Below are 25535 nucleotides of genomic sequence, written 5' to 3'. Positions count from 1 at the left end.
GATAGTTTAGATTAATTCTAAATTGAAAAAATTAGTAATCATGGAAATTGAATTGAAAAATAACGCTCCAGGGATTTTGGAAGAAACTCAGATTGAAGATGGTTTTCATATTCTAAAATTTCAGAACGAAACCAATGATGATCAGTGTGTTATAAGAGAAATCAACAGTAGTTATATTCAATTTCATTTCTGTGTAAAAGGGGCTGTAAAATTTAATTTTAACAATGGTAGTTATGCCATCAGTTTAACTGAAGAGAATTCACTTTTACTTTACAATCCTCAACGCGATTTACCAATGAATCTCGAAATGGAAAATGATTCCTGGTTAATTACAGTTCTTATTTCTATAAAAAAGTTTCACTCTTTATTTTCCAGAGAAGCAGACTATATTCCGTTTCTTGGAGAAGGTAATCGCGATAAAAAATATTATACTGATGCAATAATTTCTCCTGCGATGGCTGTAGTTTTAAATCAAATCATGAATTATAGCCTACATAAATCTATTAAACTATTATATTTTAAAGGAAAAGCTTACGAATTACTAAGTCTTTACTTTAACAGGCCAGAAAATGCAGATATAGAACAGTGTCCTTTCTTAGTAGATGAAGAAAATGTATTAAAGATTCGAAAAGCCAAAGAGATCATTATCGCTCGTATGGCAGAACCCCCTACATTACAAGAATTATCCAACGAAATTGGACTTTCATTAAAAAAACTTAAAGATGGTTTCAAACAAATCTATGGCGAACCAGTATATACATTCTTATTTGACTACAAAATGGAAGTCGCCAGACAACTATTAGCTTCAGGAAGTCATAATGTAAATGAAGTTGGACTAAAAGTAGGCTACAGTACGGCAAGTCATTTCATTGCCGCGTTTAAAAAGAAATTCGGCACTACTCCAAAAAAATATGTAATGAGCCTAAACTAATATTGTCATTACTAATTAGATATTACTCTTTAGGAATCCCAACACCTTTTTGTAAGGATACTATAGAATCATACATCCCCTGATCATCATCAGAGGCATCAGCCAAAACCGATACAAAATCAAATTGTTCTAGAAGTTCCAAAACAAAAGATAATTTCTCTTTTTCGACATCCACAATTATTCGTTTCATGTGTTTTTTTTATTTTGTTTGTTAACCATCACATGGAAACTTTAACAATTAAAATAAACATTTAGTACACAACACTAGATATTATTTTAATTGAGTCGGTTTCATCTTTGCTTTTTAATCATTTAAAAATACTAAAAATAAAATTACTCGACTTTCAGTTTGTTACAATTTAACGTAATTATAAATTCTTCATACGTATCTTTACATTAATCTATTAAATTTCAAAGCTCTATATGTCTTCTTCTCCTAATTTAAAAGAAATCCTACAAGAGTTTTATACAGATAACAATTTTGGTGAACATGGTAATGCCTACAATAAAATTGCATGGTTCGACTTCAAAGTGATAAAAATACCTCTTCCAAATCCAAAAGGAAGACAAGAAGTACTCTATATACATGATCTTCATCATTTACTACATAATAAATCTACAAAATGGAGTGACGAAGTGTTTATAACTGGATGGGAAATCTCTACTGGATTAGGAACTCATTATATGGCTTGGGTATTTTCTTTTACAGCTTTTTTTATTGGAGTATTCACGTATCCAAAACAATTATTCCTTGGATTTAGTAAAGGTGCTAGTACAAAAGGAATTATTAGCCTCAACCTCAGCAAAAAAGATCTTCTTTCTTTATCTCTGGAAGAACTAAAATCTAAAACCCTAATTGACATTCATCATAATACAAAACCTTCTTTTTCATTAGTACTTAGGTTCTCTATATTTGTATTGATAAGTCTTATCATCTTTTTATTACCAATCCTCCTAATAGTTCGTATTTTTGTTTTCTGAAAAAGAAATACTATGAGTAAAGGAGTTCTCCTCGTTAATCTTGGGTCACCAGACAGTACTGACCCAAAAGATGTGAAAAAATACCTTGGTGAGTTTTTAATGGACCCAAGAGTAATTGATGTTCCTCTTTGGGCACGAACCTTACTGGTAAAAGGAATAATTCTAAATACCAGACCAAAAAAATCTGCCGCAGCATATAAAAAAATTTGGTGGGAAGAAGGTTCTCCTCTTATCGTATTATCTGAAAGATTGCAAAAAAAAGTCGCCGATCGCACGTCTGTCCCGATAGGTTTGGCTATGCGTTATGGAGCAATGAGTATCAAAAAAGGATTGCAAGAATTGCATGATAAAGGTGTTAATGAAGTTATGATAGTACCTTTATACCCTCAGTTTGCAATGGCTACCACTGAGACTATTCTGGTGCTGGCAGAAGAGTTACGGGCAGAGCATTTCCCCAATATGAAAATTACGGATGTTCCTGCTTTTTATAACAAACCTGAGTATATCGAAGTCCTTTCTGGCAGCATTAAAGAACATCTAGAAGGTATTGAATATGAACATCTTTTATTTAGCTATCACGGAGTACCCGAAAGGCATATAAGAAAGAGTGATATTAGTAATGGGAACTGTAAAATGGATGGAAAATGTTGCTTTAAAAAAGGATCAAAGCAACACGAGTTCTGTTATCGTCATCAATGTGAAATGACAACGGTGCAAGTAGCTAAAAAACTAGGACTTAAAAACGGAACCTATTCTACTTCATTTCAATCTCGTTTAGGTTTTGATCCATGGTTAAAACCTTATACCGATCGTACCATCGAACGAATGGGAAAAGAAGGTATTAAAAAAATGGCTATTGTAACTCCTGCTTTTGTTTCAGACTGCTTAGAAACATTAGAAGAAATTGCGATGGAAGGAGAAGAAATATTTCACGAAGTTGGAGGTAAAGAATTTACTACTATTCCTTGTCTTAATGATCGGGATGATTGGGCAGAAGTTGTAGCTAACTGGATTAATGAGTGGGTTTCAGTAAAAACCCAACTTGTATAATGGCAAAAGTCTCCTCTGAAGCCCTAGGAAATGAACCTATTGGAAAATTGCTTATCAAACAAGCTGTTCCTGCTTCTATTGGAATATTAGTAATGTCTCTTAATATTCTTATCGATTCTATTTTTGTAGGGAATTGGATAGGCTCTATTGCATTTGCTTCTATCAATGTTGTACTCCCTGTATCTTTTTTTATCGGAGCAATAGGTATGTCTATTGGCGTAGGAGGTTCTAGTATTATTTCACGTGCTTTAGGAGCAAACACTAGAGAAAAAGCTTTAAGAACCTTCGGAAATCAGATTTCTCTGGGATTTCTATTTATGGTTTCCCTAGTAGTTCTGGGACTAATCTTTGTTGACGACATTATTCCAAGATTTGGAGGGAAAGGTGATATTTTTGAACCTGCAAAGATTTATTATACCATCCTTTTATATGGAGTTCCTATTCTTGGATTTGCAATGATGGGTAATACTGTGATCAGAGCAGAAGGCAAACCAAAATTTGCGATGACTGCAATGATTATCCCCACGATCAGTAATTTACTTCTAGATTACATTCTTATTAAAGTATTAGATATGGGAATGCATGGAGCAGCTTGGGCAACCACAGGTTCGTACTTAGCATGTTTCTTATACATTTTTTGGTTTTTTTCTTCAAAAAACTCTGAGCTTAAGATTAGTTTTCGTCACCTTAGATTACAAAAGGATATTGTTTCTGAAATTGCCAAACTAGGAGGAGTAACGCTCTCTAGACAAGCTGTAGTAAGTGTCACCTATTTATTGATGAATAATATCCTTTTTGATATAGGACAAGAAGGTTTAGTAGCCGTATATGCTATCATTGGGAGAATGCTTATGTTTGCTTTATTCCCTGTTTTTGGAGTTACCCAAGGGTTTTTACCTATTGCAGGGTATAATTATGGTGCTCAACAATACCAGCGTGTACGTGAAACTATAAATACTGCAATTACTTATGCAGCAATTGTAGCAACATTAGTTTTTATTGGGTTAATGATCTTTCCATCAGAAATTACTTCTTTATTTTTGAGTAACGATCCTAATTTAGCCCCTAAAGAGCTTGCATTAAATCGGTTTGTTTTATCTCATACTTCAACGCCCATGCGGTGGGTTTTTGCAGCTACCCCAATTATAGCCCTTCAGCTTATCGGTGCTGCTTATTTTCAGGCAGCGGGAAAAGCAATTCCGGCTTTACTACTTACACTATCCAGGCAAGGATTCTTTTTTGTCCCTTTGATTCTTATACTTCCAAAATTTTATGGGGAGCTCGGAGTTTGGATCTCCTTCCCCATTGCAGATATACTATCCACAATTGTTACCGGGTATTTTTTAAACCGAGAAATACGAACAAAACTTTCAGTTACAAAAACTACCTGATTTCTATCTGCATTTTATTCAACCCTTTGTCAATTAAATAGTCATAAAATTCATTTTGAGCTCCAACTTTGGCATGATGCAACAAAGTAAAACCATGAGGTCCTTTAGCAAAAATCAAATCTGGATACATTTCCAAAATCGGCTTTACCAATTCTATCTTGCCAAGCATTGTTAACACAAAAAGGTTAACCCTGGCTCCTTGAGAGATTAAATATTCTGCGACCTCTTTATTGCCTACATGGCCAGCTCCTTCAATAGCTTCTTCAAAATCTCCATTTCCCCAATCATAGCGACTATATATTAAATTGGGTTGTTCTGCCAACATTTCTTTTACCTTTTTAATATCCCCGTGACCTGCCGACACAAATTCTTTTACCAATTTAACATCGACTGGATCTGGATTTTGTATAGATTCTGAGTAGATTAAATGTGGAGTTGCAGTTGCTAAAGCAATCCCTCCCAATGAGTTTCTAATAAATGTTTTTCTGTCCATCTGGTTTTTGTTTTAGTTCGTTTTTGTTGCAGCTTTACTAATAATCTTCCACTCTCCTTCAATTTTTTTTAGCAAAAAAATATCCACATATCGTATGTCTTTTCCTTTAGCCTTAATTTCGGCTTTTGCCATCGCAATATCATTTTCTTGATCTATAGATAATATTTTTCCAATTCGTCCATTAAATTTGCCTTCTTCTTTCTTTTCAAACCAAGATGCATACTCTTGTATAGGTACGATCCATAGTTTTTTGTCTTTATGCGTGAGGAACAAATTTGCTTCTGCATAAAAAGCCTCTTTAATAGATTCTGTTTTATTATATGAAGTCCCTTCAAGATACGCATTGATTGTAGTTCTAATTTGATCTTCTTCATTGGTTTCAAAAGAAGTTTTACCCAAAGGATATATTGGTTCTAAAACCTTACGATCTCTCACGACACCATTAGCGTCCTGATAAAGTAAGTATGAACCTCCCCATAACATTTCTGGAAATTTAAATATTTGAGTAGTCATTTCAGAAAAAAATCTTATGGATACTCCTGTTTTAGGATTAGATATCTTTTCTATAGCCTCTGAAATAGAAAACCACTCTGCTTGTTTCATATCTGATGGTGTTTTCAATATACCTCCATTCATCTTTGCAGAATAATGACTACGATATGATACTTCATTCTTAAATTCATATTTATATGTAAAAAGTCCCTTTAGTTGATGTTCTGATATTTTTAATCCAAATTTGGAAGCTAAACTATCAAGTGATTCTTTAATAGATTGTCTTGTATTATTCCTTATCCCTGGTGTAGACCACCCATATTCATTATTTTGTAATAAGACTTCATTGTTTTCATTAAAAATCAATAGACGTTGAACAGTATAATTGTCAATTTTATTTTTTTCTTGTGCTAAGGAAATCTGCACAATTAATAGTAATATAAAAGCTATTTTTTTCATTTCTAAATTTTAGTTACACACAAATTTGATTGGAAATCATTCATGAATAGTGACACTATTCTTTATTCGTACTATCTTACCTTGATCTTCATCGGTCAACATATAGAGTTTTCCTTTTGGGCTTTGCGCTATTTTTCTTGAGCGCACTCTATCATCAACAAATAATTCTTCTGCACTTTTTATACTTTTATTTTCTATTCTAAATCGCCAAAGGCTACCTCCAGATAGTCCTGGAACCAATAAATCATTTTTCCATTCTGGAAATTCATCTCCCGTATAAAACATAAGTCCGGTTGGAGCCACGGTATGTTTCCAGTACCAAACAGGATCTGTAAAGGACGCTCCTTCAAGTCTGGGAGGAACATAATCCCGACTTCGATAACCACCAGTAGTAATGATTGGCCATCCATAATTTGCTCCCGGAGTTAACAAGTTGATTTCGTCGCCCTGACGAGTACCATGTTCGCTAAACCAAATATTTCCAGTTTCTGGTTGTACTGTTATTCCTTGTGCTGCTCTAATTCCCGCTGCATAAATACCCGGAATAGCTGTTGCACCAAAATCTGGATTATCCTTTGGGATACTTCCATCAGAATTTATTCTATAGATTTTACCTCGTTTGTCTCTTACATCCTGAGCAATTGGCATTTTGGGTTCATCAATTTCTTTAAACAATCGCTCTCCCATTGTAATGTATAGCTTATGATCAGAACCAAATGTCATTCCTCCTCCGTAGTGAAAATATTCTCTCATAAAAGGTCCAGCTTCTAGTAAGGTTTTAATATTGATTAAAGAGTCATTCTCCAGTACAGCACGAACCACTTTGGTAGCACTTCCTTTGCCTTTTTGTTTGGCTGCATAAGAAAGGTAAATATGTTTGTTACTATTGAAATCTGGATCCAATACCACTTCAAAAATACCCGAATTATCTCCTCTGTACACTACTCTCAGACTATCAGTAAGGTCTTTGGGAAATCCTTTTATGATTTCTTTCTTCTTAGAAATTAAATTTACTTTTAAAAGATCTCCATCTTTTTCGGATACTAAAACTTCATCTTCTGATAAAAAAGCAATACTCCATGGATGATTAAGACTATCAATTATAGTTTCTTTTACAGGAGATGTTTTTGAAGAAATAGTCTGAATAGGTTTTTCGACTTTACTACAACTTAGTGTTCCTAAAAGCAATAAGAGGATTACTCTGTTCATGTTTTTTGATTTTGAATTCTGACCGCAAAATCCAAAAGATGCTATTAAAAACCTTTAAAAATCATGATCTTTAAAACGAAAAAGATCTTAAACCGTACTAAATTGATTTTTGTACTGTGAAGGAGTGCGTCCAGTTTCTGATTTAAAAGCCAAATTGAAAGAAGTTACATTACCAAAGCCACAATCATATGCAATAGTAGCCATTTTCTCTAATGCATAATTGGGGTTAATCAGTAAAGTTTTGGCTTTTTCTATTCGATAATGATTTACAAATTCTGAAAAGTTTTTTTGCTCATTTTCATTAATCACCTGAGATAATTCTCTGGTAGTAACCGATAGTTTATCTGCTATGGTTTGTAGTGAAATCTTTGGATTCAGATACACTTCCCGATCTTCAAACATCTCCTTTACTTGCTGAAGTAATTTTTTTGAAGCGGTACGATCAATCGTTGATTTGCTATATTTTTCTAATGCAAAAACATGTCTTTTTAATAATAAATAGGAAAAACCATAAACCAATATAGAATAAAGAATAGCTCCTCCAATATAAAAAGGGATGAATCCTATAAAATTACTTAGATAAAAACACCAGATAAGACAAGCTCCGATTACAATCGTACGATACCATTTTAAAAGTTGAGGATTAGCGACTTTCCTTCTTTTATAAATGTAAGTCCAAGATAAAATAAGATAAATGGCCAGATGAAAGACTACCAATCCATAACTTAAGTAGGATTCGAAATTTTTGACATTAGGAATCAATTTACTGCATAGAACAAAAAGTACAAACGGAACTAGGTGTAGATAATGTAGCTTTGAAAAAACGGCATTTTTGTTTAGAAGTGCTTTTCCATAAAACCATAAAAACGGACCAGACAATAAAATTCCTGAAATACCAAGATTGCGATACCAGGGATCAAGAACCATATAATTATTAAAAACCGATTTGGTAATTCTTATGGTTAATCCCAATAATACAAATGCCAGAAATGTATTGGCTTTTCTGTTTCCTTTTTTAAGGGTAAACAAATAAAAACACAAGAATAGAGCTTGGGCTAAACCCAAACAGCTTAAAACAAGTATAAAACCATCTTTGACCATATTTCAAAATTAGGAATGATCTTATAAGGTAAGGTTAAAATTACGTGAAAATCTTTTGGAATAATTTTTAATTCCAGACTTTAGTGCCCCATCAAATCTACTTATTACAATTTTTCTAAAAAGTGCTAAGAGTATGTTTAAAAAGAATATGAATTGAAAATGAATAGTTTGAGGTTTTGATGAAGTTTCAAATGCTGAGCATATCGAGATATTTGAAGTTTTTGAAACAAAGTCATAGTTTTCAAAATAGTAGTTTTCAAGAAATAAGGTTTTTAAACATACTCTAAGGTATTTTTCAACTAAAACACAACTCACATGTACTCACATTTTACTAAGGCAATTTGTATTCTGTTTTTTGCTTTTGGAAGTATTTTCACAATCAATTCTCAATCTTATAATCAAGAGCTATATGATGCTCTGGAATATAGACTAATTGGACCTTTTCGAGGCGGGCGTAGTGCTGCTGTAACCGGAGTTTCGGGAAAACCCAATTTATTCTATTTTGGCGCTACTGGTGGTGGAGTATGGAAAACTACCGATGGTGGTCGTACATGGTCAAATATTTCTGATGGTTTCTTTGGAGGGTCTATTGGATCGATCGCTGTATCCAAAAGTGACCCAAATGTAATTTATGTAGGTGGTGGAGAAAAAACGTTGCGTGGTAATGTATCCTCTGGATACGGGGTTTGGAAAAGTGTTGACGCAGGAAAAACATGGGTACAGGCTGGTTTGCCTAATAGTAGACATATTCCTAGAATAAGTATACACCCTACTAATCCAGATATCGTATATGCCGCGGCTTTAGGAAATATATATAAACCTACAGAGGATCGAGGAGTATATAAAAGTAATGACGGTGGTAAAACATGGAATAAAGTACTATTCGCAAATCAAGATGCGGGTGCTGTAGATTTAACGTTAGATCCTAATAATCCAAGGATTCTATATGCTTCTACCTGGAACGCCAGAAGAACACCATATAGTTTAAGCTCTGGAGGAAATGGTTCTGCGTTGTGGAAAAGTACGGATAGTGGAAAAACATGGAACGAGATTTCGAAAAATAAAGGATTCGCCAAGGATACCCTAGGTATCATGGGAATAACGGTTTCACCGGTAAATAGCGAACGTGTTTGGGCCATAGTAGAAAATAAAGAAAAAGGTGGTGTGTATCGCAGTGATGATGGTGGTGATACATGGAAACAATTGAATAGTAGTAGAAGCTTACGTCAACGTGCCTGGTACTATAGCCGTATCTATGCCGACCCACAGGATATAGATGTGGTGTATGTGGTAAACGTTTCTTATCACAAGAGTAAAGATGGTGGTAAAAATTTTAGTAGTTATCGCGCACCACATGGAGATCATCATGATCTTTGGATCGCTCCAGAAAATCCAAAACGTATGGTTATAGGAGATGATGGTGGTGCACAAATTACTTACGATGGAGGAGAAACCTGGAGTACTTATCATAACCAACCAACTTCTCAATTTTATAGAGTTACCACAGATAATAGCTTTCCGTATAGAATTTACGCAGCACAGCAAGATAATTCTACAATAAGAATCAAGCATAGAAGCACAGGTCGATCTATATCAGAAAATGACTGGGAAAGAACAGCTGGTGGAGAATCAGCTCATATCGCAGTTGACCCCAAAGATAATGACGTTGTATATGGCGGAAGCTATGATGGATTTCTGACACGCATAAACCACAGAACAGAAACCGTTCGATCTGTTAGCGTATGGCCAGACAATCCTATGGGACACGGAGCAGAAGATATGAAGTATCGTTTCCAATGGAACTTCCCGATACTATTCTCAAAGCATAATCCAAACAAATTATATACGTTTTCTAATCGTGTGCATGTCACTGAAAACGAAGGACAAAGCTGGAAAGTAATCAGTCCAGATCTTACCAGAAATGATCCTGACAAGCAAAAATCATCTGGAGGGCCCATTACACAGGACAATACTTCTGTAGAATATTATTGTACAATATTTGCTGCTGCAGAAAGTCCAATCAAAGAAGGATTGCTTTGGGTTGGAAGTGATGACGGATTGATTCATATAAGCCAAGATGGAGGTGCTACATGGAATAATGTTACACCAAAGGGAATGCCCGAATGGATGATGATCAATAGTATTGAGCCTAGTGCTTTTGCTGAAGGAACCTGTTATATTGCAGGAACCAAATATAAATCTGGTGACTTTGCCCCATATCTCTATAAAACTACAGATTATGGGAAATCATGGACCAAAATTACTAATGGAATCAAAAGCGAGCATTTTACCCGCGTACTTCGTGAAGACCCTAAACAAAAAGGATTACTGTATGCTGGTACCGAAACCGGTATGTATATCTCTTTTAATGACGGAGCAGCATGGCAATCTTTACAGCTTAATTTACCAATTGTTCCCATTACTGATTTAACGATCAAAGATAACAATCTGATTGTGGCTACTCAAGGAAGAAGCCTTTGGATTATAGATGATCTTACTGTATTACATCAATTAAATAATACGATAAAGACTCAAAATCACATTTTATACAAGCCAAAAGATTCGTATCGAATGAGTGGCGGAAGTATTAAAGACTCTAAAACAGAAGGTACCAATCATCCTGCAGGAGTGATGACCTATTTCTATCTTAAAAATTATGATAAAGAAAAAGATACCATCTCGTTGACTTATTTTAATACTAAAAATGACACCATAAAATCCTTTAGTACAAAAGCAAAAGAGAAAAAAAATCAATTAAAAATAGAGGAAAAAGGAGCTCAAATGTTTGCTTGGAATATGAGAGGGGATGGAGCAGAAAAATTAGATGGTATGATCTTATGGTGGGCTAATCTTAATGGGCCAAAAGCCGTTCCTGGCAATTATAAAGTTAGCCTTACTATAAATGGCAAAGAAGCATCAAGAAAATCTTTTACCATTTTAGCTGATCCCAGAGCAGAGTCTACTGTGCAACAAATGCAGTCTCAATTTGATTTCATCACCAGTGTAAACAAAACTGTAGACAGAGCTCATAAATCTATAAAGAAAATCAAAAAAATAAATAAGCAACTAAAAGCATTTGCAACGCAGTATAAGGATAATGAATCAACAAAAGATTTGGTAAAAAAGGCTTCAGAATTACAAAAACAATTTGGTGAGATCGAAAAAGCTTTATATCAAACAAAGAATAAAAGTAATCAAGATCCATTAAATTTTCCTATTAAGCTGACCAATAAGCTTGGTCATCTTAATTCGTTAGTTGGTATGGGAGATTTTGGACCTACAGAACAGGATATCGCTGTAAAAAATGAACTTACCAAAAAGATTGATGAGCAATTGAGCGCTTTTGACAAATTAATTTCTGAAGAAATTAAAAGTTTTAATACAGAGTTCAATACCTTGCAACTTAATTATCTTTTTGTAGAAAAATAAATGCTCGAATATTATAATTACATAAAATCCCTGCACCTCATCTTTGTGATTACATGGTTTGCAGGGTTATTTTATATACCCAGACTATTTGTATATCAGATCGAGGCTTCGCAAAAACCATCTCCTGATAAAGAAATTCTGGGAAATCAACTTAAGCTAATGGCCAAACGTCTTTGGTTTATCATCACATGGCCTTCTTCTATCTTAGCCACTTTATTTGCAATTTGGTTACTGGTTTTAATGCCTGGCTGGCTAGAACAACCATGGATGCATGTTAAGTTAGGTTTTGTGGTATTACTCATCCTTTATCATCTTAAATGTCATCATATCTACAAACAGCTTCAAAATGATATCATAAAATGGTCTTCTAATCAAATGCGAATGTGGAATGAGGGCTCTACAATTATACTTTTTTCAGTAATTTTTCTCGTCGTTGTCAGAGATGCTGTTAACTGGATTTATGGCGTCATCTCAATCATATCTCTATCTATATTACTTATGATGGGAATCAAACTTTACAAAAGAATCAGGGATAAAAACCCTGAGGCTTAGTACAAATTAAAACTGCGTTAGGGATAGAAGTGGCATCCTTTTTTTCTTGTCATACTGAGCTTGTCGAAGTATACAAGCAAAAAAAGATAAAACGAATAGCCCGGCCCGAACACCCAAGAAAATAATCAAAGTAAAATCGCAAGTATCTTGAATTTTATTCCACAAACATATCAGACCAAATCAGGAAAATCTGTAGTCATTCGAGAAGCTACTCCAGAAGATGCCCAAAAGTTATTAGATCTTAAACGTCAATATCTTAAAGAAACAGATACTATACCCTTATTCGATTATGAATACACTAATACCATAGAAGAAGAAGGAGCATTAATTCAACGCCTAAAAAAGAATCCTAATTGCTTACTACTTATTGCAGAGAATAATGGAAATATAATCGGAAACATTGATCTTACAGGCAGTTGGAGAAAAAAAATGGAGCATACTGCCATGATTGGTATGGGTATACATACAGCATGGCAAAATCAAGGAATCGGTACTTTATTGCTCCAAAATGTATTGACATGGTCAACACAAAATACCCTATTAAAACTACTCTGGTTAGAAGTTTATGCTACGAATCTTCCTGGTATTAGATTATATAAGAAAATGGGATTCAAGGAATCTGGATTTATTGAGAATTTCTTTCTTGAAGAGGAAAAATATATAGATAAGGTTACAATGATTATTAATCTTTGAGGTTACTTTTTTCTCAAGATGTGATAACAAAAAGACTGCCTAATTATTTTTAGACAGCCTCTTAATTTATAAGTGCATTACTTATTTTATCTACATAACCTGTTACTTCTATTGCTATACATTCTTCTTACAGCCCTACGATCGTTTACAGAAACATTGTTTGCATTAAAAACCACACTAGGATTTGATCCAGAAGTCATAATCGAACTAGTATCATTATTAGGTGTTCCAGGCACCTGTGTTCCAAAAAACCCTTGTTCTGCATGAAGAAACCCGATATTATGTCCAATTTCATGAGTTAATATATTACCCCATTCTCTAGCCGTTACTGGATCTCCATCAATACTAGGTTCATTAAGATTCAAAATAATCAGACCTCCTTCTACTCCATTGGTAGGAAACTCTCCTAGACCCCAACCACCTATTTCACCAGGTCTTGCCAAACGGACGAGAATATCAGGATTAGAGGTAACTTCTACTAATCGAAGCGTTGTATTATTCACCCTATTCCACAAGTTAATACCTCTTTGAAATCCTCTTCCTGCGGCATTATTACCCAAAGCATTCTGAATACGAATATTACCTGCTCTGTTACAATTAACAATACCAAAAAAAGCTTGTTTTTGGTAGTTATCTTCTTTTAGTGTTTCTTCGGTGAAGAAAATATCTCCATCTACAATATATCCTCCTTTAGTGGATGTAACGGATGTTTTATCCATATCAAATCCCATACTCTGTAATTTTGATAAAATTTCGGAAGATATATCCTGTTGAGTAATTGTACTGTCTTGTTGAACATCATTGTCAACATCACTAGAACATCTTGTCATACCAATAGCAATAACTATCAGCATAGCTAATTTAAAAGTTTTCATAATTTGTATATATTTAAGTTGAATGTTGAAATTATTAAAACACTGATACTAAAACAACTAAATTGTTACATATTTAACATTTTAGACTAATTTGTATTTAATTCTTGATTCTTAGTTAAGAGAAAAAATAATGATGGTCAGGTGTATAAAATTTGGTTTTATGTGTTAGGGTGACGTTGTTAAGACTTTTCATTATCTTCGTGCAACTTTTTAGCATAATTCTATGATCAAATCCATGACAGGCTTTGGGAAGTCGGTTCTACAACTTCCTACAAAAAAAATCACTATAGAGGTTAAATCACTCAACAGCAAAAACCTAGACCTTAATGCTCGAATTCCTTCACAATACCGTGAAAAGGAACTCCAGATGAGAAATACCATAGCAAAAACTTTGGTTAGAGGTAAAGTTGATTTTGGATTATATGTAGAAGCTACTGGTGAAGAAACATCAAATAAAGTTAACGAGGCTATTGTAAAAGAGTACATCAGGCAACTATCCAATGTACATCAAGGTGATACTACAGAATTGTTAAAAATGGCTGTTCGAATGCCAGATGCCTTAAAAACTGAACGTGAACAAATTAATGAAGAGGAATTTAAAGCCATAACCGATGCTCTTAATACAGCACTTGTAGAAATAGAATCCTATAGAAATGATGAGGGAAAAGCATTAGAAAAAGATTTTAACCTTCGTATCAAAAACATAGGTGAATTACTAGAAAAGGTAATACAAATTGATCCGGAACGTATGACTGCCGTAAGAGAAAAATTACAAAAAGCTGTTTCTGATCTAAAAGAAGAGGTAGATCAAAATCGTTTTGAGCAAGAATTGATTTATTATCTTGAAAAATTCGACATTACTGAAGAAAAAGTGAGATTAGCAAATCATTTGGAATACTTTGCTACCACATTAAATTCTGCCGATTCTAATGGTAAAAAACTAGGGTTTATAACTCAGGAAATAGGTCGTGAGATCAATACTATTGGTAGTAAATCTAACTACGCACCTATGCAACAATTGGTGGTTCAGATGAAAGATGAACTCGAAAAAATTAAAGAACAATTGCTAAATGTATTGTAAATGAGCCAAGGTAAACTTATTGTACTTTCGGCACCCTCTGGAAGTGGAAAAACTACTTTAGTTAAATATTTACTTAACCAAGAGGAATTAAATCTTGGATTTTCAATTTCTGCTGCTTCCCGAGAACCTCGTGGAGCTGAAATTCATGGGAAAGATTATTATTTTTTATCCTTAAGAGAATTCAAAAACAAAATCAAAGCTGATGAATTTCTAGAATGGGAAGAAGTATATCGGGATAATTTTTACGGAACTTTAAAAACCGAAGTGCAGCGGCTTTGGGATAGTGGTAAACATGTGATTTTTGATATTGATGTCGTTGGCGGTTTGGATATCAAAAGAATCTATCCAGATCGTACTTTAGCAATTTTTGTAAAGCCTCCAAGTATTGAAGAGCTCAAAATTCGTCTTAAAAAACGTAAAACAGAATCTGAAGATAAGATCAATATGCGGGTCGCTAAAGCATCTACAGAAATGGCAACTGCCCCACAATTTGACGCTATAGTCACCAATGATGATCTTGAAAAAGCAAAAGAAGAAGTATCTCAATTAGTGAAAAAGTTTTTATCTTAGAAGAAAAACAATGAAACCAGCACTCGATAATACGATAACTGATCTTTTAAATAAATTTTTATTAGAATTAGAAACTCACTTTAAAGCGGATATATTATCATATTATGGTCCTTTTGAATCTGGAAATGAAAATGATTTCTTAAAAATTGTAGAAGAAATTGCTTATGATAAAGATAAAAAAGACAAATTATATATTATTCTAACAACCGGTGGAGGAAGTGCTAATGTTGTAGAAAGGTTTGTAAATATATTAAGAAAGCACTATAATGAAATAAATTTTATTGTTCCGGATTATGCTTATAGTGCAGGAACAATATTCTGTATGAGTGGAGATAATATTCTCATGGATTATTTTTCTGTACTTGGCCCTATTGATCCCCAAGTACAAAATAAAGAAGGTAAACTTGTAGCAGCTTTAGGTTATTTAGATAAAATAAATGAACTCATTACTAAAGCTCAAAGCAACACTTTAACTCAAGCTGAATTTATAATACTAAAGGATTTTGATTTAGCTGAATTAAGAGGATACGAACAAGCTAAAGATTTAACCATTGCTTTATTGGAAAAGTGGTTGGTTAACTTTAAATTTAAAAACTGGGATGTTCACAGAACTAATCCGAAATTAAAAGGACAACCTGTAACTGAGCCTGAAAAAATTGAAAGAGCAAAAGAGATTGCAGATTTTTTAAGCGACAATAACAAATGGAAATCTCATGGAAGGCCAATAAACATTGATGCTTTGAAAGAACTTAGATTAGAAATAGAAGATTACAGCAACAATATAGAGAGAAGAAAATTAATTCGAAACTATTATGAATTATTATCAGATTATGTAATTCGAGGAGGAGTACGTAACTTTGTACACACAAGAAAATTTATTTAATGTCATGGAAAAAACTATCGAAGAAAATTTAAATGAGACCATCAAACTTGTTGAAAAAGAGTTTTCCAAGGATGATATTACTAAGGAATTTGAAGAAATATCAAAAGAATTTGAGGATTTAGTAAAACAAGGTTTAATTAAAAAAAGAGGGAATAATTTAATGTCTTTAAGTGATTTACACCTTCAAAAAACTATATTTAATGTGAAATAATTATTTTCCATTAATCATAATTTGAAAAACATAGGATTATATTTCGGGACATTTAACCCTATTCATATAGGTCATTTAGCCATTGCTAATCACATGGCTGAATTCTCTGATCTCGATGAAATCTGGATGGTAGTGACTCCTCATAATCCACATAAAAAGAAAAGTTCCTTATTAGATAATCATCACCGTTATGAGATGGTATATCGTGCTACAGAGTTATATCCAAAGCTAAAACCCAGCGATATCGAATTTGGTTTACCTCAACCTAATTATACGGTATATACTCTAGCTCATTTGCAGGAAAAATACCCAGAAGATCAATTTCATCTCATTATGGGTGAAGATAATTTAAAGAGTTTTCATAAGTGGAAAAATTATGATGTCATCCTAGAAAATCATAACATCTATATATATCCTCGTATTGCAGAAGGGAATGTAGAATCTCAATTTAAGGATCATCCAAAAATTCAACGTATTAAAGCTCCTATTATGGAGATTTCTTCTACATTTATACGTAACTCTATTGCTAATAATAAAAATGTAAAACCATTACTTCCTGTTTCTGTATGGGAATATATCGATGAAATGAATTTTTATCAATAAATCGTTATAAACTATTTATAGACGAACCTCCTCCCATAGTCTCTTTTATTCTTTTCATAAGTCGATGTACTCTACCACTACCTCCCGCTATAATCCCAGCTGTAAGAACAATATCAATAGATTGAATAATCGTAATTTGAATACTTGACAATTCTGTCTCTGGGCCATTAAATACTATTCCAGCCATAAGTCGTAACCCAGAAAAAGAAAGAATTAACCCTATCGCAAATGCAATAATCGTTGTTCTTCTTTGTCTTTTTAATCCTCTTGTCATTAGAAACTCCTCTAATTCTTTTTTTTCTTTCATCATTTTTGCCACTTCTGCAGACTCAGGTTTTTCTTCGGTAGATTCTGGATCTGTTAATGCAGCAACATCAATTGGATTATTTAAACGCTCCAGGAACTTGTTAATATCAGTAATACGATCTTTACATTGTATTTTTACTTTCTGATTAGGGTCATCAACAAAGATCTCAATAAACTGTTCTACAACCAGCATAATTACCGATATATAACCGAGCATAGCCATTACATTTCCTGGAGTCAAATGAGAAAGATCAATAGCCGGCAACTGTTCCTCAAAATAGATAAAACTTCCAATAGCAAGTATAATGAGAATTATTGCTATTGGGTTCCTATATAATGCTTTCATGGTCTTAAAAGTATATAGATAAAAATACAAAATCTATCTATAGTTGATTACTTGTATAAAGCAATTCTTTTATTAGGTTTTGAAAAACAATACAATTATCAATTAAAACCCTTATTATTAAAGTTTTTATGATAGGATAGTATACAATAATTCAAAAAAATCGCAGTAGTTCTTTTTGTTTTTACTTTATGAAACTTTTGAAGGGTAAGTTCATTATTATCTATTTTAAAGAATACTTAATTTTATCATGTTTAGTATTAAACCTCACATTAATTTCATCTACGGTAAAATGATCAACTGTATCTGATTTGATATTGATGAGTTTATCAATACTATTTAATTCTGAAGGGGCTAATCCATAAGAATCATTAAGATGCTTTGAAGCCGCTATCACCTCTTTTCCATTATTTACATAAACCCTTAATTGATAAAATTCTTTATCTTTTTCATTACCATAAGTTATACCTTTACCAAGTTCTCCATTTTGAAAATAAAAATATAACTTCCCATTTTCAAAATAATATTGTTCATCCATTTTTTCATGAAATCCGTTATCTCCCCATTCATCGTTATTAAAGCTTTGATGTTGAAAAAATACTATATCTCCCCTATTATCATATCTAACATTATATCTATCATATGATGATTTATCATCTGATTCTTTGACATACTTTTTTACTGTATAGGATCTTATATTTTTATTGAAATTTTGAAATTTTTGTTTTATCAATAATACTTCCCTTTGTGCTATATCATTATTTCCTGATAAGTTTTCTGCAATATATTTTACATAATCTTGCTCTACAGCTCCCTTACTTTTTAAAAATGAATATGTTTCAAAATGTCTTTTTCCTTCATGATAACCAGAAAAAGAACCTAACCTTAATATCGTTAAGGCTGTTTGGCCATTATAATTAGCAGCATTAAGGTTTGCACCTGATTCTGCTAATAATTTCATGTTTTTTTTATAGCCTTTTTTAGCAGCTATCATAAGAGCAGTATTCCCTCTATTATTTTTTGCATCTAATTTAACACCAGCTTCTATCAACTCGGTTATTGGAAAATCGTTACGACTTGCGGCAATTATAAGAGCAGTATTCCCTTCTTTATCAATGAGATTTAGTTTAGCTCCAGCATTTATTAATGGCATAACATTTTCTCCATATCCTTTTTTAGCAGTAATCATAAGAGCAGTATTCCCTCTATTATTTTTTATATCCAATTTTGCACCTGCTTTTATTAATTCAGCTATAGGTGGAATGCCAAAAAGAGGATTTTTTCCTATAGCTATCATTAGAGCAGTATTCCCTTCATTATCCACAATATCCAATTTTGCACCTGCTTTTATTAAGAGTTTTGCCTTTTCCGGATAATCTCTTATCGCAATCATGAGAGCTGTTTTTCCTTCTTTATTTTTCAAATCCAATTTAGCTCCAGCCTTTATTAAGAGTTTAATCATAGAAAGATTATAACCTCTAGCTGCAATCATGAGAGCACTATCTCCTTCACTGTTAACAAGATCCAGTTCTGCACCTGCCTCTATTAAAAGTTTAGTATTCTCTTTACTGTCTGAGGCAGCTATCATAAGAGCGGTATATCCCTTGTTATTTTGGGAATTTAGATTGGCCCCAGCCTCAATCAACTTGACTATTGGAGAATTATAATGACTTGCAGCTATCATAAGAGCTGTTTTTCCTTCTTTATTTTTTAAACTTACTTTGGCTCCAGCTTCAATTAATAACGTAGCACTTTCTTTATTTTTTCTGAAATAATTAAGAGCTATCATAAGAGCAGTATTCCCCTTATTGTTAACAAAATCCAATTCTGCACCTGCCTCTATTAATGGTTCAACCATTTCTGGACGATCACTGATAGCAGCCATTAATGGTGTATTACCCGTTTTATTTTGGGCATTTATGTCAATACTTGAATCGTTTAAATTGTCTAGAGTTGTATCACCTCTTCCATAACATTTCAAAAATAAATCTTCTGTACTAGTTTGCGCTAACAGGGTTGAGTTTATTAAAAGCAACCCTAATAAGTATAATTGTTTCATCATTTTTTTTAACCAGTTTCCGCGAATGACCAAAAGTTTATAAAAAAAGAAATCTGTGTCGCAAAATACATTTTGATAGAGTTTTGATACATCCCTGAATCCAGTGAAACTTATGCCAAAGTATTTTTATACGATATGTATTAACATGGAATGAAAGTAATTTATATATGAGAAAGAACATGGACCCTTTGAATATTAATTCTGTTATAAGAAAAACAAATAATATTACTTGAAGCAAAAAAAGCACAACTCTTAAAAGTTGTGCTTTTTATTCATTATCTGTATATACTTTTAGATCTTATACTATGCTTTTTTCCATACCCGATCTTTAAAAACATCATCAACAGCTGTATTAAAAATATGATTAAAATAGTTACTCATTGTCTTAATACCCACCACCGTGATAACACCAAGAATATGTTTTTCGGTATAACCAGCACTTAGAAAACTATCAATATCTGTTTGTAAGGGTAATCCTCTTGTTGAAGTAACGATTTTTGTAAACAAACTTAATGCCTTCAATTTATCATCTGGTATTTCAGCATTATCACGAATTGCATTGGTTACTTCTGCAGGCACATTGGTCATATGATCTCCTACAAAACTATGTGCTGCCATACAGTATTCACAGCCGTTTTCAAAGGCAACAGATAGCAATACAACCTCTTGTTCTTGCGGAGTAAAACCAGAATTTGCCCTAAATGAATTATACCCTGCAACATAACTATCTAATAACGCAGGGTTATTTGCCATACCTAAGTACATATTGGGAATAAAACCTAGTTTTTTTTCTGTATTCTCCAGTATTTTACTCGAAACTCCATCTGCATTTTCGATTGTTTTTGGTTCTAAAGTCATTGTTTTTAATGTGTTCATGGTACTAAAAAATTTAAATTAATATTTCTAAGCAATTGCTTAGTTTTGGTATAAAAAAACTTACACGTTTTTGAATGTAACTTCAATAAAGTCATCCAACTGTTTTGCATTAAACATTTTTGATGCTACAGATAACCCTTGTAATGCTACCATAAGATAATTTGCCTGTTTATCTATTGTAACCTTATCCTTTTGAGAATTAAAGCTTAATTTATTTATAAAAGACTCCTTAACATTTGTAGCAAATTTTACAATTTCTGACATAATTAATGTATCTGCATTCTCCCCGAGTTCATTTACTGTATTAGTAAGCAAGCATCCTTTATTGCTATTATTATCTTTTGAAAATTCAATAAAATTATAGAAATATTGTTTTATTCCTTCTACTCCATCAGAGTTATCTAATCTATCAATGAGTTCAAATTGTGCTTTTTTCTTATAACATTTTATACTTTCTAAAAATACTCCTTGTTTATTGCCAAAACTAGCATAGACAGAAAATTGGTTAATCCCCATCTCTTTCTCCAACATTCGCACAGAAGTAGTCTCATAGCCATTTCTCCAAAAAAGCTGCATCGCTTTTTCTATTACTTCTTCTTCCTTATATTCTTTTCTTCTTGCCAAAAACTTATTTTATGATTCAAAACTAATCAATTGCTTAGAAATAAAAAAATAATTCCACAACTAAAAACCAATAGTATCTTTTCTTGTATCTTAAAAGTACAAACCCCTACAGATAAAATCTATAGGGGTCATATGTTTATTATCTTAATAAACTAACTACTTCCCAGGAAAGTCTGCTTTACGTTTTTCAAGAAAAGCTGTAGTTCCTTCTTTAAAGTCTTCGGTACCAAAACAGTTACCAAACTGTTCGATTTCCATTTTAAATCCATTCACTCCATCTTCGTATGCGGCATTTACCGATTTGATCGCTGCACCAATAGCCACAGAAGAGTTTCTCATAATTTTTCCTGCCAGTTTTTCGGCTAATGATATTAATTCTTCCTGACTGGTAACATGATTAACCAAACCATACTGTGATGCTTGATTAGCATCAATCATTCCTGCTGTCATGATCATTTCCATAGCTCTACCTTTACCAACCAATTGTGGTAATCGCTGCGTACCGCCGTATCCCGGGATCACTCCTAAAGAAACCTCTGGTAGTCCCATTTTTGCATTGTCGCTGGCTATTCTAAAATGCGCAGCCATTGCTAATTCTAATCCACCTCCTAACGCAAAACCATTGACAGCTGCAATTACAGGTGTAGAAAGATTCGCAACAAAGTCAAACAATACTTCCTGACCTTTTTCTGCCAGTTTTCCTCCTTCGGCAACAGAAAAATCAGCAAATTCACTGATATCTGCTCCGGCTACAAAAGCTTTTTCTCCACTTCCGGTAACAATAATAACTTTGGTATCAGCATCAAGATCAGCTACTCTAAAAGCAGCATGTAATTCTTGTATTGTTTCTTTATTAAGTGCATTTAATTTTGATGGACGGTTTATTGTAATCCTTGTAATTCCTTTGTTTTGAGATGTGAGAATATTAGTGTACATAAAAAGTTATTTTCTTTCTCGCATTTACGAGACTATAATTGTTGTATAAATTAAATTATTTCAAAATTTACAGTTGTGAGAGGCTTTTTGATTTACTCCTTGGGAAACCTGACTTTAAAAACAGTTCCTTTTTCTTCCCGAGAGGTAAAGGTAATACTTCCATTATAGGTTTCCACAATATTTTTTACCATTCCTAAACCTAATCCCATTCCGCTTGTCTTTGTTGTAAACTTGGGTTCAAAAACCTTCTTTTTATTTTCTTCATTAATTCCGATTCCATTATCTGCAACAGTAATTACCACATCATTTCCGTCGGTAAAAACATCTACAATAATTTTTGGAGTACGATCTTCTGGAATTGCCTGTATTCCATTTTTTACCAAATTGGTAACTACTCTTATAAGTTGGGTTCTATCGAATTCTGCTATGATTTTTTCTTTTTCTGAAGGGAAAACAATATATCCTTCGTTAAATATATCTAGTGCCAATCCTACAATCTTTACTACATCCAGAGTTTCACTTTTTTGAGCAGGCATCTGCGCAAAATTAGAAAATGCAGAAGCTATAGAACTCATTGTATCTATCTGTTGAATTAAGGTATCGCTATATTCCTGTATTTTCTGATCAATATTAGGATCATTAGCATCAAATTTTCGTTGAAAACTCTGAACAGTTAACCGCATCGGTGTTAATGGGTTTTTGATTTCATGCGCTACTTGTTTTGCCATTTCCCTCCATGCTGCTTCTCTTTCGCTTTTAGCCAACATGACAGCACTTTCTTCTAACTCATCAATCATGCTATTATACGCATTCACCAAAGAGTAGATTTCATCACTTGCATCTCCAATTTCGATTCTCTTATTTCGTTTATCAAGCCGGGTTTGATCAATCGTTTCAGAAATTGTTTTCAATGATCTTGTAATATATTTAGACAGAAAATAGGCTAATGCAATTGCAATCAAAAGCATTAATAAATATACTTGCCCTAAACGCTTTAAAAATTCAAATAACTCTCTAGTAATCAAATCATTATCTTCTAAATAAGGAAGATTAAGTATTGCTAATGGTTTTGCTTTACGATCAGTAATATAAGTATAGGAAGTCAAAAATTTCCCCTCATTCCTCTCAGACTCCACCAGGTATCTCTTATCAAATTGAGAAGAAAGTGTATCTATAATCAATGAGTTCAATTGCACTGTGTCTTTTATAAAAGCTGCTTCTGACTTGATCAATAACTTACCAGAAAGACTATAGATATTAATTGGCAATGAATGTTCTTCTGAAATCTGATAAATACGATTCTTTTCTCTAAAAATAAGGGTTATATTATCTTCTTCTACAGGATATGTTGTACTCTTTAAAACATTATCAATAGCAATTTGTATTCGTTCTTCTTTTCTTTCTAAACGTTCCCTGTGATATTCTTCTGCTTCTTCTTTATATTGATAAACAGTAACAGCTGCAATCAATATTGAAGCTAGAAAAATCAATAAAGTCATCGAGATAAAAATTCGTGTACGAAGAGAAAGTCTTAGTAGCCTCATATTATTTTTTGAACCATAAAGATAGCAAATATCGCACCAAAATAGTTGTAAAAAGAAATCTCAAAAAGCTTCGAATTTCCTAAATTTACCTAGCTTTTACTTTATGGACAATTCTACATTACTTTCTGTGCAAAATCTTTGCGTCTCTTTTTTGTCAGAAGACAAAGAAAATCAAGTTCTATTTGATCTATCTTTTAGTATTCAAAAAAACGAGATCTTAGGAGTTGTAGGAGAATCTGGTAGTGGTAAATCGGTAGCATCTCTTGCCATCCTTGGTTTGCTCCCCAATAAAATCTCGAATATCACCAAAGGAGACATTAATTATGATGGCAAATCTCTAACTGGTCTTAATCAAAAAGAATATAGATCAATTCGTGGTAATGAGATAGCTATGATTTTTCAGGAACCTATGAGCTCTTTGAATCCATCTATGAAATGTGGAAAACAGGTTGCCGAAATCCTGCATCAACATACTGACTTATCCAAAACCGAGATAAAAGCCGAGGTCCTTTCTTTGTTTCATAAGGTAAAACTTCCTGACCCTGTTCGTGCTTATACTTCATACCCTCATCAATTAAGTGGTGGTCAAAAGCAACGAATTATGATTGCTATGGCGATTGCGTGTAAACCAAAACTACTAATTGCTGATGAGCCAACCACAGCACTTGATGTTACTGTACAAAAAGAAATTATTGAGTTGCTTAAAAGCTTACAGGCAGAATACAAAATGAGTGTTCTATTTATTTCACATGATCTATCTCTGGTTTCAGAAATAGCAGATCACGTTCTTGTCATGTATCAAGGGAAAATGGTAGAATACAATACGACACACAATATATTTCATAATCCCGAAAAAGAATATACCAAAGCGCTAATTAATGCAAGACCTCCTATGGATATCAGGTTTAAAAAACTACCAACTATAGCCGATTTTCTTGATGATGGTGATAAAGACCGGGAAGTGATTACTAAAGAAAAGCGAGCTCAAAATCATCAAAACTTATATAGCAATCCACCTTTATTAGAAGTTCTTAATGTTGAAAAAAGTTACTTTTCTAAAGTAGGGTTATTTGGCAAAGCAGAGTTTAAAGCCGTGGATGATGTAAGTTTTAAACTATATGAAGGCGAAACCCTGGGGCTTGTAGGAGAATCAGGCTGTGGAAAATCAACTTTGGGAAATACCATTTTACAATTAGACAGAGCAAATAAAGGTCAAATTATTTATAAAGGTGAAGATATTACACGATTATCAGGCTCTACAATAAGGTCTCTTCGAAAAGAAATCCAACTTATATTTCAGGATCCTTTTGCATCTCTTAATCCAAGAATTACCGTAGGAAAAGCTATCATGGAACCTATGCAAGCTCATAAGTTATATCAGAATGATGCAGAAAGAAAAGAAAAAGTATTAGAATTGCTAAACCGAGTAAGCCTTAGCGAGGAACATTTTAACCGTTACCCACATGAATTTAGCGGAGGACAAAGACAACGCATCGGTATTGCCCGAACCATAGCTTTACAGCCAAAGCTCATTATATGTGATGAATCTGTAAGTGCACTGGATATATCTGTACAAGCTCAGGTACTTAACCTATTAAATGAATTAAAAGATAATTTTGGGTTTACGTATATTTTTATTTCTCATGATCTTGCTGTGGTAAAATACATGTCTGACCAATTATTGGTAATGAATAGTGGTAAAATAGAAGAGCAAGGAGATGCAGATACAATATATGAAAACCCACAAAAAGAATATACTAAAAAGTTAATACAGGCAATTCCTAAAAGCAGGTAGATACATTTTCATATAACATCATAACCAAAATAAAAATAGCGACTCCTT

At 33.1% G+C, this 25535-nt stretch carries 25 protein-coding genes; 13 read left to right on the top strand and 12 right to left on the bottom strand.

Going from position 1 to position 25535, the window contains the following annotated elements; all coding sequences use genetic code 11:
- Window positions 1-40: 40 nt before the first annotated feature.
- A complete protein-coding gene (locus PQF96_RS22490; protein WP_109436031.1) occupies window positions 41-931 on the top strand; it encodes an AraC family transcriptional regulator in 891 nt (296 codons plus the stop codon).
- Window positions 932-953: 22 nt separating this feature from the next.
- Here the strand turns inward: PQF96_RS22490 and PQF96_RS22485 are convergent, their stop codons facing one another.
- Entirely contained in the window at window positions 954-1121 is a 168-nt protein-coding gene (locus tag PQF96_RS22485; protein WP_160114135.1) for a hypothetical protein, read from the bottom strand.
- Between the two features lie 233 nt (window positions 1122-1354).
- Between PQF96_RS22485 and PQF96_RS22480 the strand changes: the two genes are divergently transcribed.
- Genes PQF96_RS22480 through PQF96_RS22470 form a run of 3 tightly spaced genes read left to right on the top strand, consistent with a single transcriptional unit; the run spans window position 1355 to window position 4353 of the window.
- On the top strand, window positions 1355-1912 hold the full coding sequence (locus tag PQF96_RS22480) for a hypothetical protein (RefSeq protein WP_271768531.1): 558 nt from the start codon (window positions 1355-1357) through the stop codon (window positions 1910-1912).
- Between the two features lie 12 nt (window positions 1913-1924).
- Window positions 1925-2962, top strand: coding sequence for a ferrochelatase (gene hemH / locus PQF96_RS22475; RefSeq protein ID WP_271768529.1), 1038 nt, complete (start codon window positions 1925-1927; stop codon window positions 2960-2962).
- On the top strand, window positions 2962-4353 hold the full coding sequence (locus tag PQF96_RS22470; RefSeq protein WP_271768526.1) for an MATE family efflux transporter: 1392 nt from the start codon (window positions 2962-2964) through the stop codon (window positions 4351-4353). The genes hemH and PQF96_RS22470 overlap by 1 nt, the downstream gene beginning before the upstream one ends.
- Here PQF96_RS22470 and PQF96_RS22465 read toward each other — a convergent pair.
- The 4 genes from PQF96_RS22465 to PQF96_RS22450 form a co-directional block, all read right to left on the bottom strand.
- Entirely contained in the window at window positions 4346-4846 is a 501-nt protein-coding gene (locus tag PQF96_RS22465; protein WP_143916535.1) for an ankyrin repeat domain-containing protein, read from the bottom strand. The genes PQF96_RS22470 and PQF96_RS22465 overlap by 8 nt on opposite strands.
- Window positions 4847-4858: 12 nt before the next feature.
- Window positions 4859-5797, bottom strand: a complete 939-nt coding sequence (locus PQF96_RS22460) for a nuclear transport factor 2 family protein (RefSeq protein ID WP_271768523.1) — start codon at window positions 5795-5797, stop codon at window positions 4859-4861.
- A 36-nt stretch (window positions 5798-5833) separates the two neighbouring features.
- Window positions 5834-7006, bottom strand: coding sequence for a PQQ-dependent sugar dehydrogenase (locus PQF96_RS22455; RefSeq protein ID WP_271768520.1), 1173 nt, complete (start codon window positions 7004-7006; stop codon window positions 5834-5836).
- A gap of 87 nt (window positions 7007-7093) precedes the next feature.
- On the bottom strand, window positions 7094-8035 hold the full coding sequence (locus PQF96_RS22450) for a helix-turn-helix domain-containing protein (RefSeq protein ID WP_271768516.1): 942 nt from the start codon (window positions 8033-8035) through the stop codon (window positions 7094-7096).
- 387 nt (window positions 8036-8422) lie between these two features.
- Here PQF96_RS22450 and PQF96_RS22445 point away from each other — a divergent pair, with 387 nt between their 5' ends.
- The 3 genes from PQF96_RS22445 to PQF96_RS22435 all read left to right on the top strand — a co-directional run bounded on the left by PQF96_RS22445 (window position 8423) and on the right by PQF96_RS22435 (window position 12781).
- The gene (locus PQF96_RS22445; RefSeq protein WP_109436040.1) at window positions 8423-11536 is read left to right on the top strand and encodes a WD40/YVTN/BNR-like repeat-containing protein; all 3114 of its coding nucleotides are present in this window, start codon (window positions 8423-8425) and stop codon (window positions 11534-11536) included.
- Window positions 11537-12088, top strand: coding sequence for a CopD family protein (locus PQF96_RS22440; protein WP_109436041.1), 552 nt, complete (start codon window positions 11537-11539; stop codon window positions 12086-12088). It begins immediately after the preceding gene.
- A gap of 147 nt (window positions 12089-12235) precedes the next feature.
- Window positions 12236-12781, top strand: a complete 546-nt coding sequence (locus tag PQF96_RS22435; RefSeq protein ID WP_167571801.1) for a GNAT family N-acetyltransferase — start codon at window positions 12236-12238, stop codon at window positions 12779-12781.
- Between the two features lie 86 nt (window positions 12782-12867).
- On the opposite strand, the gene PQF96_RS22430 is transcribed toward PQF96_RS22435, so the two are convergent.
- Window positions 12868-13656: a zinc metalloprotease gene (locus PQF96_RS22430; RefSeq protein ID WP_109436043.1), complete on the bottom strand. Its 789-nt coding sequence runs from the start codon at window positions 13654-13656 to the stop codon at window positions 12868-12870.
- A gap of 223 nt (window positions 13657-13879) precedes the next feature.
- Here PQF96_RS22430 and PQF96_RS22425 point away from each other — a divergent pair, with 223 nt between their 5' ends.
- Genes PQF96_RS22425 through nadD form a run of 5 tightly spaced genes read left to right on the top strand, consistent with a single transcriptional unit; the run spans window position 13880 to window position 17004 of the window.
- Window positions 13880-14737, top strand: coding sequence for a YicC/YloC family endoribonuclease (locus PQF96_RS22425; protein WP_109436044.1), 858 nt, complete (start codon window positions 13880-13882; stop codon window positions 14735-14737).
- A complete protein-coding gene (gene gmk / locus PQF96_RS22420; RefSeq protein WP_271768511.1) occupies window positions 14738-15307 on the top strand; it encodes a guanylate kinase in 570 nt (189 codons plus the stop codon).
- Window positions 15308-15317: 10 nt separating this feature from the next.
- The gene (locus PQF96_RS22415) at window positions 15318-16190 is read left to right on the top strand and encodes an SDH family Clp fold serine proteinase (protein ID WP_271768508.1); all 873 of its coding nucleotides are present in this window, start codon (window positions 15318-15320) and stop codon (window positions 16188-16190) included.
- 4 nt (window positions 16191-16194) lie between these two features.
- Window positions 16195-16401, top strand: a complete 207-nt coding sequence (locus tag PQF96_RS22410) for a hypothetical protein (protein WP_271768506.1) — start codon at window positions 16195-16197, stop codon at window positions 16399-16401.
- Between the two features lie 21 nt (window positions 16402-16422).
- Window positions 16423-17004, top strand: coding sequence for a nicotinate (nicotinamide) nucleotide adenylyltransferase (gene nadD, locus PQF96_RS22405; protein ID WP_271768504.1), 582 nt, complete (start codon window positions 16423-16425; stop codon window positions 17002-17004).
- A gap of 4 nt (window positions 17005-17008) precedes the next feature.
- Here nadD and PQF96_RS22400 read toward each other — a convergent pair whose 3' ends face one another.
- The 6 genes from PQF96_RS22400 to PQF96_RS22375 form a co-directional block, all read right to left on the bottom strand.
- Window positions 17009-17656, bottom strand: coding sequence for a nucleoid-associated protein (locus PQF96_RS22400; RefSeq protein WP_109436047.1), 648 nt, complete (start codon window positions 17654-17656; stop codon window positions 17009-17011).
- A gap of 220 nt (window positions 17657-17876) precedes the next feature.
- Window positions 17877-19715 carry an ankyrin repeat domain-containing protein gene (locus PQF96_RS22395; protein ID WP_271768502.1) on the bottom strand — a complete coding sequence of 613 codons (1839 nt, stop codon included), beginning with the start codon at window positions 19713-19715 and terminating at the stop codon, window positions 17877-17879.
- A gap of 300 nt (window positions 19716-20015) precedes the next feature.
- Window positions 20016-20588 (bottom strand): carboxymuconolactone decarboxylase family protein, encoded by a 573-nt coding sequence (locus tag PQF96_RS22390; protein ID WP_271768501.1) that lies wholly within the window; start codon window positions 20586-20588, stop codon window positions 20016-20018.
- 60 nt (window positions 20589-20648) lie between these two features.
- On the bottom strand, window positions 20649-21212 hold the full coding sequence (locus tag PQF96_RS22385; protein WP_271768498.1) for a TetR/AcrR family transcriptional regulator: 564 nt from the start codon (window positions 21210-21212) through the stop codon (window positions 20649-20651).
- A gap of 156 nt (window positions 21213-21368) precedes the next feature.
- Entirely contained in the window at window positions 21369-22148 is a 780-nt protein-coding gene (locus PQF96_RS22380; RefSeq protein WP_271768495.1) for an enoyl-CoA hydratase/isomerase family protein, read from the bottom strand.
- A gap of 92 nt (window positions 22149-22240) precedes the next feature.
- Window positions 22241-23692 carry a sensor histidine kinase gene (locus tag PQF96_RS22375; protein ID WP_109436051.1) on the bottom strand — a complete coding sequence of 484 codons (1452 nt, stop codon included), beginning with the start codon at window positions 23690-23692 and terminating at the stop codon, window positions 22241-22243.
- Window positions 23693-23795: 103 nt separating this feature from the next.
- Between PQF96_RS22375 and PQF96_RS22370 the strand changes: the two genes are divergently transcribed.
- Window positions 23796-25487, top strand: coding sequence for an ABC transporter ATP-binding protein (locus PQF96_RS22370; protein ID WP_271768492.1), 1692 nt, complete (start codon window positions 23796-23798; stop codon window positions 25485-25487).
- Window positions 25488-25535 lie beyond the last annotated feature (48 nt).

It is taken from the genome of Aquimarina algiphila (assembly GCF_947494415.1).
GTDB classification, from domain to species: Bacteria; Bacteroidota; Bacteroidia; order Flavobacteriales; family Flavobacteriaceae; genus Aquimarina; species Aquimarina algiphila.
Note: the sequence above shows the minus strand (reverse complement) of the source record. Positions and strands in the feature narration are given on the sequence as shown.

What these genes read in the sequence shown, in the direction of transcription:
- PQF96_RS22490 (WP_109436031.1), top strand. Translation starts at nt 41, where the DNA reads ATGGAAATTGAATTGAAAAATAACGCTCCAGGGATTTTGGAAGAAACT.
- PQF96_RS22485 (WP_160114135.1), bottom strand. Translation starts at nt 1,121, where the DNA reads ATGAAACGAATAATTGTGGATGTCGAAAAAGAGAAATTATCTTTTGTT.
- PQF96_RS22480 (WP_271768531.1), top strand. Translation starts at nt 1,355, where the DNA reads ATGTCTTCTTCTCCTAATTTAAAAGAAATCCTACAAGAGTTTTATACA.
- hemH (WP_271768529.1), top strand. Translation starts at nt 1,925, where the DNA reads ATGAGTAAAGGAGTTCTCCTCGTTAATCTTGGGTCACCAGACAGTACT.
- PQF96_RS22470 (WP_271768526.1), top strand. Translation starts at nt 2,962, where the DNA reads ATGGCAAAAGTCTCCTCTGAAGCCCTAGGAAATGAACCTATTGGAAAA.
- PQF96_RS22465 (WP_143916535.1), bottom strand. Translation starts at nt 4,846, where the DNA reads ATGGACAGAAAAACATTTATTAGAAACTCATTGGGAGGGATTGCTTTA.
- PQF96_RS22460 (WP_271768523.1), bottom strand. Translation starts at nt 5,797, where the DNA reads ATGAAAAAAATAGCTTTTATATTACTATTAATTGTGCAGATTTCCTTA.
- PQF96_RS22455 (WP_271768520.1), bottom strand. Translation starts at nt 7,006, where the DNA reads ATGAACAGAGTAATCCTCTTATTGCTTTTAGGAACACTAAGTTGTAGT.
- PQF96_RS22445 (WP_109436040.1), top strand. Translation starts at nt 8,423, where the DNA reads ATGTACTCACATTTTACTAAGGCAATTTGTATTCTGTTTTTTGCTTTT.
- PQF96_RS22440 (WP_109436041.1), top strand. Translation starts at nt 11,537, where the DNA reads ATGCTCGAATATTATAATTACATAAAATCCCTGCACCTCATCTTTGTG.
- PQF96_RS22430 (WP_109436043.1), bottom strand. Translation starts at nt 13,656, where the DNA reads ATGAAAACTTTTAAATTAGCTATGCTGATAGTTATTGCTATTGGTATG.
- PQF96_RS22425 (WP_109436044.1), top strand. Translation starts at nt 13,880, where the DNA reads ATGATCAAATCCATGACAGGCTTTGGGAAGTCGGTTCTACAACTTCCT.
- gmk (WP_271768511.1), top strand. Translation starts at nt 14,738, where the DNA reads ATGAGCCAAGGTAAACTTATTGTACTTTCGGCACCCTCTGGAAGTGGA.
- PQF96_RS22415 (WP_271768508.1), top strand. Translation starts at nt 15,318, where the DNA reads ATGAAACCAGCACTCGATAATACGATAACTGATCTTTTAAATAAATTT.
- PQF96_RS22410 (WP_271768506.1), top strand. Translation starts at nt 16,195, where the DNA reads ATGGAAAAAACTATCGAAGAAAATTTAAATGAGACCATCAAACTTGTT.
- PQF96_RS22400 (WP_109436047.1), bottom strand. Translation starts at nt 17,656, where the DNA reads ATGAAAGCATTATATAGGAACCCAATAGCAATAATTCTCATTATACTT.
- PQF96_RS22395 (WP_271768502.1), bottom strand. Translation starts at nt 19,715, where the DNA reads ATGATGAAACAATTATACTTATTAGGGTTGCTTTTAATAAACTCAACC.
- PQF96_RS22390 (WP_271768501.1), bottom strand. Translation starts at nt 20,588, where the DNA reads ATGAACACATTAAAAACAATGACTTTAGAACCAAAAACAATCGAAAAT.
- PQF96_RS22380 (WP_271768495.1), bottom strand. Translation starts at nt 22,148, where the DNA reads ATGTACACTAATATTCTCACATCTCAAAACAAAGGAATTACAAGGATT.
- PQF96_RS22375 (WP_109436051.1), bottom strand. Translation starts at nt 23,692, where the DNA reads ATGAGGCTACTAAGACTTTCTCTTCGTACACGAATTTTTATCTCGATG.
- PQF96_RS22370 (WP_271768492.1), top strand. Translation starts at nt 23,796, where the DNA reads ATGGACAATTCTACATTACTTTCTGTGCAAAATCTTTGCGTCTCTTTT.